At 73.2% G+C, this 6,605-nt stretch carries 6 protein-coding genes and 1 rRNA gene; 2 read left to right on the top strand and 5 right to left on the bottom strand.

Annotated features, from left to right (window positions below):
- Positions 1–92 (top strand): 5S ribosomal RNA (gene rrf, locus ACH4TP_RS31200); the annotation flags it as partial.
- 96 nt (positions 93–188) lie between these two features.
- Here rrf and ACH4TP_RS31195 read toward each other — a convergent pair.
- The 5 genes from ACH4TP_RS31195 to ACH4TP_RS31175 are packed head-to-tail and all read right to left on the bottom strand — an operon-like array spanning position 189 to position 5,596.
- Positions 189–1,499, bottom strand: a complete 1,311-nt coding sequence (locus tag ACH4TP_RS31195; protein WP_398439777.1) for a DUF58 domain-containing protein — start codon at positions 1,497–1,499, stop codon at positions 189–191.
- Between the two features lie 12 nt (positions 1,500–1,511).
- Positions 1,512–2,495 (bottom strand): AAA family ATPase, encoded by a 984-nt coding sequence (locus ACH4TP_RS31190; protein ID WP_389237229.1) that lies wholly within the window; start codon positions 2,493–2,495, stop codon positions 1,512–1,514.
- Entirely contained in the window at positions 2,492–3,688 is a 1,197-nt protein-coding gene (locus tag ACH4TP_RS31185) for a DUF4350 domain-containing protein (protein ID WP_398439776.1), read from the bottom strand. Before ACH4TP_RS31185 ends, ACH4TP_RS31190 begins: the two co-directional genes overlap by 4 nt.
- The gene (locus tag ACH4TP_RS31180; RefSeq protein ID WP_398439775.1) at positions 3,685–4,377 is read right to left on the bottom strand and encodes a DUF4129 domain-containing protein; all 693 of its coding nucleotides are present in this window, start codon (positions 4,375–4,377) and stop codon (positions 3,685–3,687) included. The genes ACH4TP_RS31185 and ACH4TP_RS31180 overlap by 4 nt, the downstream gene beginning before the upstream one ends.
- A gap of 4 nt (positions 4,378–4,381) precedes the next feature.
- Positions 4,382–5,596: a hypothetical protein gene (locus tag ACH4TP_RS31175; protein WP_398188492.1), complete on the bottom strand. Its 1,215-nt coding sequence runs from the start codon at positions 5,594–5,596 to the stop codon at positions 4,382–4,384.
- A gap of 331 nt (positions 5,597–5,927) precedes the next feature.
- Between ACH4TP_RS31175 and mtrA the strand changes: the two genes are divergently transcribed.
- Complete coding sequence (mtrA, locus tag ACH4TP_RS31170; protein ID WP_010356958.1) at positions 5,928–6,605, top strand: two-component system response regulator MtrA; 678 nt, start codon at positions 5,928–5,930, stop codon at positions 6,603–6,605.

Here is a 6,605-nt window from a genome sequence, read left to right as displayed (position 1 = left end):
CGCCCGGTTACATTCCGAACCCGGAAGCTAAGCCTTTCAGCGCCGATGGTACTGCAGGGGGGACCCTGTGGGAGAGTAGGACGCCGCCGAACAATCATTGTGGGAAAGCCCCGCACCATCTGGTGCGGGGCTTTTCTGCGTTTACGGCCAGGAAGCCCTTTCGGAGTTCGGAGAGGGCCCGCTGATGCTCAGAGACGGCCGGCTGCCTTCAGGGCGAGGTAGGCGTCCGCCAGGGCGGGGGCGAGGGTGTCGGGGGTGGCGTCGACGACCGTGACGCCGTGGCGCTGGAGCTGGTCCGCGGCGCGGGCGCGCTGGGACTGGGTCTGGGTGGCGGCCGCTGCCTCGTAGACGCCCTCGATCGTGCCGCGGGCCGCGGCCATGCGCGCGACATGCGGATCGGCCACGGAGGCCACCAGGACCGTGTGGCGCTGGGCGAGCTGCGGGAGGACCGGGAGGAGGCCCTCCTCGATCGGGGCGGCGTCGAGACCGGTCAGGAGGACGATCAGCGAGCGGCGGGGCGCGCGTGCGAGAGCCGTCGCGGCCAGGCCGCGGGCGTCGGTCTCCACCAGCTCGGGTTCCAGCGGGGCGAGGGCGTTGACCACGGCCGGCAGGACGTCCCCGGCGGAACGGCCCTGGACCTGTGCGCGGAGGCGGCGGTCGTAGGCCAGGAGGTCCACGCGGTCACCGGCGCGGGAGGCGAGCGCGGTGAGGAGGAGAGCCGCGTCCATGGAGGCGTCCAGGCGGGGTACGTCGCCGACGCGGCCGGCCGAGGTGCGGCCGGTGTCGAGGACGATCAGGATGTGGCGGTCGCGCTCGGGGCGCCAGGTGCGGACCGCGACGGTGCTCTGGCGGGCCGTGGCCCGCCAGTCGATCGAGCGGGTGTCGTCGCCGGGGACGTACTCGCGGAGGCTGTCGAACTCCGTGCCCTCGCCGCGGGTGAGCACGCTGGTGCGGCCGTCGAGCTCGCGGAGCCGGGCCAGGCGTGACGGCAGGTGCTTGCGGCTGGTGAAGGGCGGCAGGACGCGGACGGTCCAGGGGACCTCGTGGTGGCCCTGGCGGGCCGCGAGGCCGAGGGGGCCGAACGAGCGGACCGTGATCCGTGCGGCGCTGCGGTCGCCGCGGCGGGTCGGGCGCAGGCGCGTGGTCAGGCGGCGGCGCTCGCCGGCGGGGACGGTCAACGGGTGGCGCGAGGAGGCCTGTTCGGTGCCGGGAAACCAGCTGCTGGGCGGCCAGGCGTCGCGGAGCTGGGCGCGCAGGCGGCGGCGGGACGGGTTCGTGACGGTGAGCTGGACCTCCGCCGCGTCACCGAGTCGAACGGATGTATCACCACTTCGGGTGAATTGGAGCGTTCGTACTGGCGCCGCCATGGCGTAGTCGCACAGAATTGCGAGGGAGAGGGGCGCGTTCACCGCCAGCATTCCCGCCCAGCTGGGGGCGAGGATGCCGACGGGGAGCGATCCGAGGGCGGCGAGCAGCGCGGTTCGTCCGGTGAGGGCCATGGGGCGCCGTTCTCAGCGGGGTACGGGGACGTGGGCGAGGATCGAGTTGATGACGGAGTCGGGGGTGACCCCCTCCATCTCGGCCTCGGGCCGCAGGTGGATGCGATGACGCAGGGTGGGGAGAGCGAGGGCCTTCACATCGTCCGGGGTGACGTAGTCCCGGCCGGTGAGCCAGGCCCAGGCGCGGGCGGTTGACAGCAGGGCGGTGGCGCCTCGGGGGGAGACCCCGAGCGTGAGCGAGGGGGATTCACGCGTGGCACGACAGATATCGACGACATAGCCGGCGATCTCGGTGGAGACCGAGACCTTGGCGACGGCGGCCCGGGCCGCTTCGAGCTCGGCGGGGCCCGCGACGGGGCGGACGCCCGCGGCCTTCAGGTCGCGCGGGTCGAAGCCCTCGGCGTGACGGGTGAGGACATGGATCTCGTCGGCGCGTGAGGGCAGAGGGACCGTCAGTTTGAGCAGGAACCGGTCCAGTTGGGCTTCGGGGAGCGGGTAGGTGCCCTCGTACTCGACGGGGTTCTGGGTCGCGGCGACGAGGAACGGCTCCGGGAGGAGACGCGGGACGCCGTCGACCGTGACCTGGCGCTCCTCCATCGCCTCCAGGAGGGAGGACTGGGTCTTCGGGGGCGTGCGGTTGATCTCGTCGGCGAGCAGCAGGTTGGTGAAGACCGGGCCGGGCTGGAAGGAGAACTCGGAGGTCCGGGTGTCGTAGACCAGGGAGCCGGTGACGTCGCTCGGCATCAGGTCGGGGGTGAACTGGACCCGCTTGGTGTCGAGTTCGAGTGCGGCGGCCAGCGAGCGGACCAGGAGGGTCTTGGCGACTCCCGGGACGCCTTCGAGGAGGACGTGTCCGCGGCAGAGCAGGGCGACGACGAGACCGGTGACGGCGGGGTCCTGGCCGACCACGGCCTTCGCGATCTCGGTGCGCAGGGCCTCCAGGGAGGCGCGGGCGCTGTCCGATTCCGTGACGGTCTCGGGGGTCGGGGCGCTCATGAGGTGCGTACCTCTCTTTCGAGGGCGTCGAGTTGGTCCGCCAGGCGGATGAGGGCGGCGTCGTCGGCGGGAGCCGGGCCGAAGAGGAGGTTCCTGGGGTCCGCGGTGGTCTCGGGGAGACGGGCGGAGAGTGCGGGGAGGAGGCGGTCGGGGGAGTGGGCGTCCTGGGCGGGGACGCCGAGGAGCGGGGCGACCCGGGTGCGGGTCGCGGTGCGCAGGACGGAGGCGGCGCGGTCGCGGGCGTTCGCCTTGCGGTAGAGGCGGGCGCGGCCTTCGGTGGCCTCGGAGGCGCGGAGGGCGACGGGGAGGCGCTCGGTGACCAGGGGGCCCAGGCGGCGGCCGCGCCAGAGGGCGGCGAGCAGGGCCGCGAGGGCGAGTTGGAGGGTGCCCCACAGCCAGCCGGAGGGGATGAGGGCGAGGAAGTTGCCCGTGGTGTCGCCGGCGGGGGTGTCGGTGGTGTCGGAGAGGGAGGGGAGGTACCAGACGAGATGGGGCTGGGAGCCGAGGAGTTGCAGGGCCAGCGAGGCGTTGCCCCGTTGGTCGAGGCGGGAGTTGTAGAGGATGTCGGGCGAGCCGAGTAGGACGGTGTCGCCGGTGGTGCCGGAGGCGGGGAGCCGGACGAGGGTCGGCAGGCCGTCGGAGGCGTAGCAGGCTTCGGCGGTGGTGCCGGGGGAGATCTCGTAGCGTTCGCCGCCGAGGTCGGCGCTGCCGGCGCGGGTGGCGGCCTCCAGGGTGCAGGCGGGGGTGCGTTCCCTCACCGGGGTGCTGGGGGCGCTGGTGACGCCCGGGACCAGGATGCCGAGGGAGGCGTGGCCGGCGCCGATGAGGACCGTGCGACCGGTGGAGCTCTTCACGGCCGCGTGGAGCGTGGACTGCTGGGTGTCCGTCAGGAGGTCGGGGGTGGTGACCAGGAGGGTGGTTCCGGTGTTCGTGGCCGTGGTGGCCTCGGCGAGGGTGGTGGCGAGGGTGACGGTGACGCCGCGGTCCTTGAGGAGTTCGGCGACGGCGCGGCTGCCCTTCGGGTCGGCGGAGCGCGGGTCGAGGGTGCCGTGGGCGTCGGTGGACCGGACCGTCGCGAGGACGAGGCCGCCGATCAGGACCAGGGCGAGGACGAGGGCCGCGCCTCGGGCACGGGTCCACACCTGACGGGCGGTGGGGGCGGTCGAGGTGGTGCCGGTGGCCGGGCGGCTCATGCGGGCGTCCCCGTGGAGGCGGTGTCGAGGGTGGGGCGGGTCCGCTCCAGGGCGGTGTCCAGTTCCTCGACGCGGCGGTACGCCGGTTCGTCGGCGGTGCGGCCGCCGTACGTGACGTCGTCGAAGGTGCGGGCCGCGAGGCGCAGGGCGTCCGCGTGGGAGGGGAGGGAGCGGCCGGCTTCGGCGGCGGCCTCGTCGGCGGTGCGGCCGGGGCGGGGTTCGAGGAGGGTGCGCTCTTCGAGGGAGCGGACGATGGCCCGCATCCGTTCCTGGACGGCCTCGTTCCAGTGGCCGGCGGAGGCGTGGCGGGCGGCGGCCGTGCGGTGGTCGCGGGCGGTGCGGGGGCCGTCCGTGAAGAGGGAGTCGCCGGTGGTGCCGGGCGACCGGTGGGGGGTGCCGAGGCGCCACCAGAGGGCGGCGGCGAGGGCGGCCACGGCCAGGACGATGACGATGAGGCCGAGGACGCCGCCCGGGGTGGCCCCCGAGGCGGTGCCGAAGAGGTCGTCGAGCCACTCCCAGAAGCGGTCGAGGCCGCGCTGGAGGAGGTTCGGGTCGTTCTCGTGGTACCGGGGATCGGACAGTTCCCGCTCCGCCGCCTCGCGGGCGGGGAGGCGGGAGATGTCCACCGGTACGTCGCCGTCGGCGCGCAGCCGTGCGAGTGCCGCGGCCGTTCCCCCCGTGACCGTCACCGCATCAGCCGCCGACGGTGTCGGTGCCCGGGGTGGGGCCGTAGCCGGGGAGGCCCGCGGCCCGGGCCAGTTCGAGGTCCAGGGCTTCGCGGCGGATGCGCTGGTCCACGTAGAGGAGGACGGTCACGCCGGCCGAGATCGGGTAGGTGATCGCGTTGGTGATCACGCCGCCGATGCCCGTGACGATCAGGAACGGCCAGCCGAAGGTGGTGGACGTGCCGGAGAGCAGGCCGGAGAAACCGTCGCTGTCGAGCAGGAATCCGATGACCATGAACGGGATCTCGATGATCATGGCGAAGAGGGAGAGCAGCAGCCAGGTCAGCACGGTGATGCCGAAGACCCGCCACCACGAGCCCCGCACCAGCTTCGCCGAGCGCTTCAGCGACTGGACGACGCCCTGGCGCTCCAGCATCAGGGCGGGGGAGGACAGGCTGAAGCGGATCAGCAGCCAGACGACGGCCACGATGGCGCCGAGACCGCCGATCAGGGTGAGGGCCATGCCCGCGCCACCGCCGATCAGGAGCCCGGGGAGCAGGCCGACGGCCACGACGGCGACGATCGCCGCCGAGATCAGCAGGGTGAGGCCGAGCAGTCTGAGCAGGCGCGGGCGGGCCTCCTGCCAGGCGGAGCCCAGCGAGACCGGGCGGCCGAGGACCGCGCGGCTGATGACGACGGTCAGCAGGGCGGCGCTCACGAGCGAGGCCATGACCATCACGAGGAGGCTCGGGCCCATGCCGGCGAGGGAGGACTGCATCGAGTCGAGGGACTGTTCCAGCTGCTCGGCGGGCGTGGCGTCCGGGTTGGCCGCCGGGGCCGCCGGCACGAGGTACCGCTGGGCCAGGATGTTGCAGACCTGGGAGATCACCGCGACCGTGACCGAGATGGCGAGGACCGTGCGCCAGTAGGTGCGGAGGGTCTTCGCCGCGCCGTCGAGGATCTCGCCCATGCCCAGCGGGCGCAGCGGGATCACGCCGGGCTGGGCGGCCGGAGGCCTGCCCCAGTGGGCGTTCGGCGGAGGGGTCCCCCAGTTCGGGCCGGGGCCGGGGGGCGGCGTCCGGTCGGTGGGCGGGGACCACTGGCCGGCGGGCGGCTGGTCCTTGGACCACTGGGCGGAGGAGCCGTTCGCGTCGGCCGCGGCAGAGGGCGCGGGAACCCCCGAGCCGTCCTGGCCGTCGGAGGGAGCGGATCCGGGCGAGGTCCAGCCCGGAGTGTCGTTCACGGTCGTCCACCTCGGATGAATGGTCGCGGTGCCGGATCGGCGAACCGGCTCGGTCACGGCGGCCGACACCTGACACGGCGGCGGGCCGGGTGCCATCGTGCCACGCGGGGCCCGCCCGTGGGCCTGGGCCCGGATCTCCTTCGTACCTTTGTCCGGACCTTCAATGTGCGAGCGACAGACGGCACACTGTGCGGATGCCCGATCAGGCCGCGCGAACCCGTGCGCCGCCGGGCCGAGCGGGCCGTCCGTCATGAGCGCGGGGCCCGGGCAGGGGGAGGCGCTGTGGGGCAGGTCACGGCAGGTAACGATTGGCTAATGGGATGATGTCGATATGAAGGGACGCGTTCTTGTCGTCGACGACGACACCGCACTGGCCGAGATGCTCGGCATCGTGCTGCGGGGTGAAGGGTTCGAGCCGTCGTTCGTCGCGGACGGAGACAAGGCGCTGGCCGCCTTCAGAGAGGCCAAGCCCGACCTGGTGCTGCTGGACCTGATGCTGCCCGGAAGGGACGGCATCGAGGTGTGCCGGCTCATCCGGGCGGAGTCCGGCGTGCCGATCGTGATGCTCACGGCCAAGAGCGACACCGTCGACGTGGTCGTGGGTCTGGAGTCCGGTGCCGACGACTACATCGTGAAGCCGTTCAAGCCGAAGGAGCTCGTCGCCCGTATCCGGGCGCGGCTGCGGAGGTCCGAGGAGCCGGCTCCCGAGCAGCTCACGATCGGCGACCTGGTCATCGACGTGGCCGGGCACTCCGTGAAGCGGGACGGTCAGTCCATCGCGCTGACCCCGCTGGAGTTCGACCTCCTGGTCGCGCTGGCGCGCAAGCCGTGGCAGGTGTTCACGCGTGAGGTGCTCCTGGAGCAGGTCTGGGGCTACCGGCACGCCGCCGACACCCGGCTGGTGAACGTGCACGTCCAGCGGCTGCGCTCGAAGGTCGAGAAGGACCCCGAGCGTCCGGAGATCGTGGTGACCGTCCGCGGTGTCGGTTACAAGGCGGGACCGAGCTGA

Source organism: Streptomyces sp. NPDC021012, assembly GCF_044333355.1.
Lineage (GTDB): Bacteria > Actinomycetota > Actinomycetes > Streptomycetales > Streptomycetaceae > Streptomyces.
The sequence above is the reverse complement of the archived record's forward strand: the minus strand, read 5'-3'. Positions and strand labels throughout refer to the sequence as shown.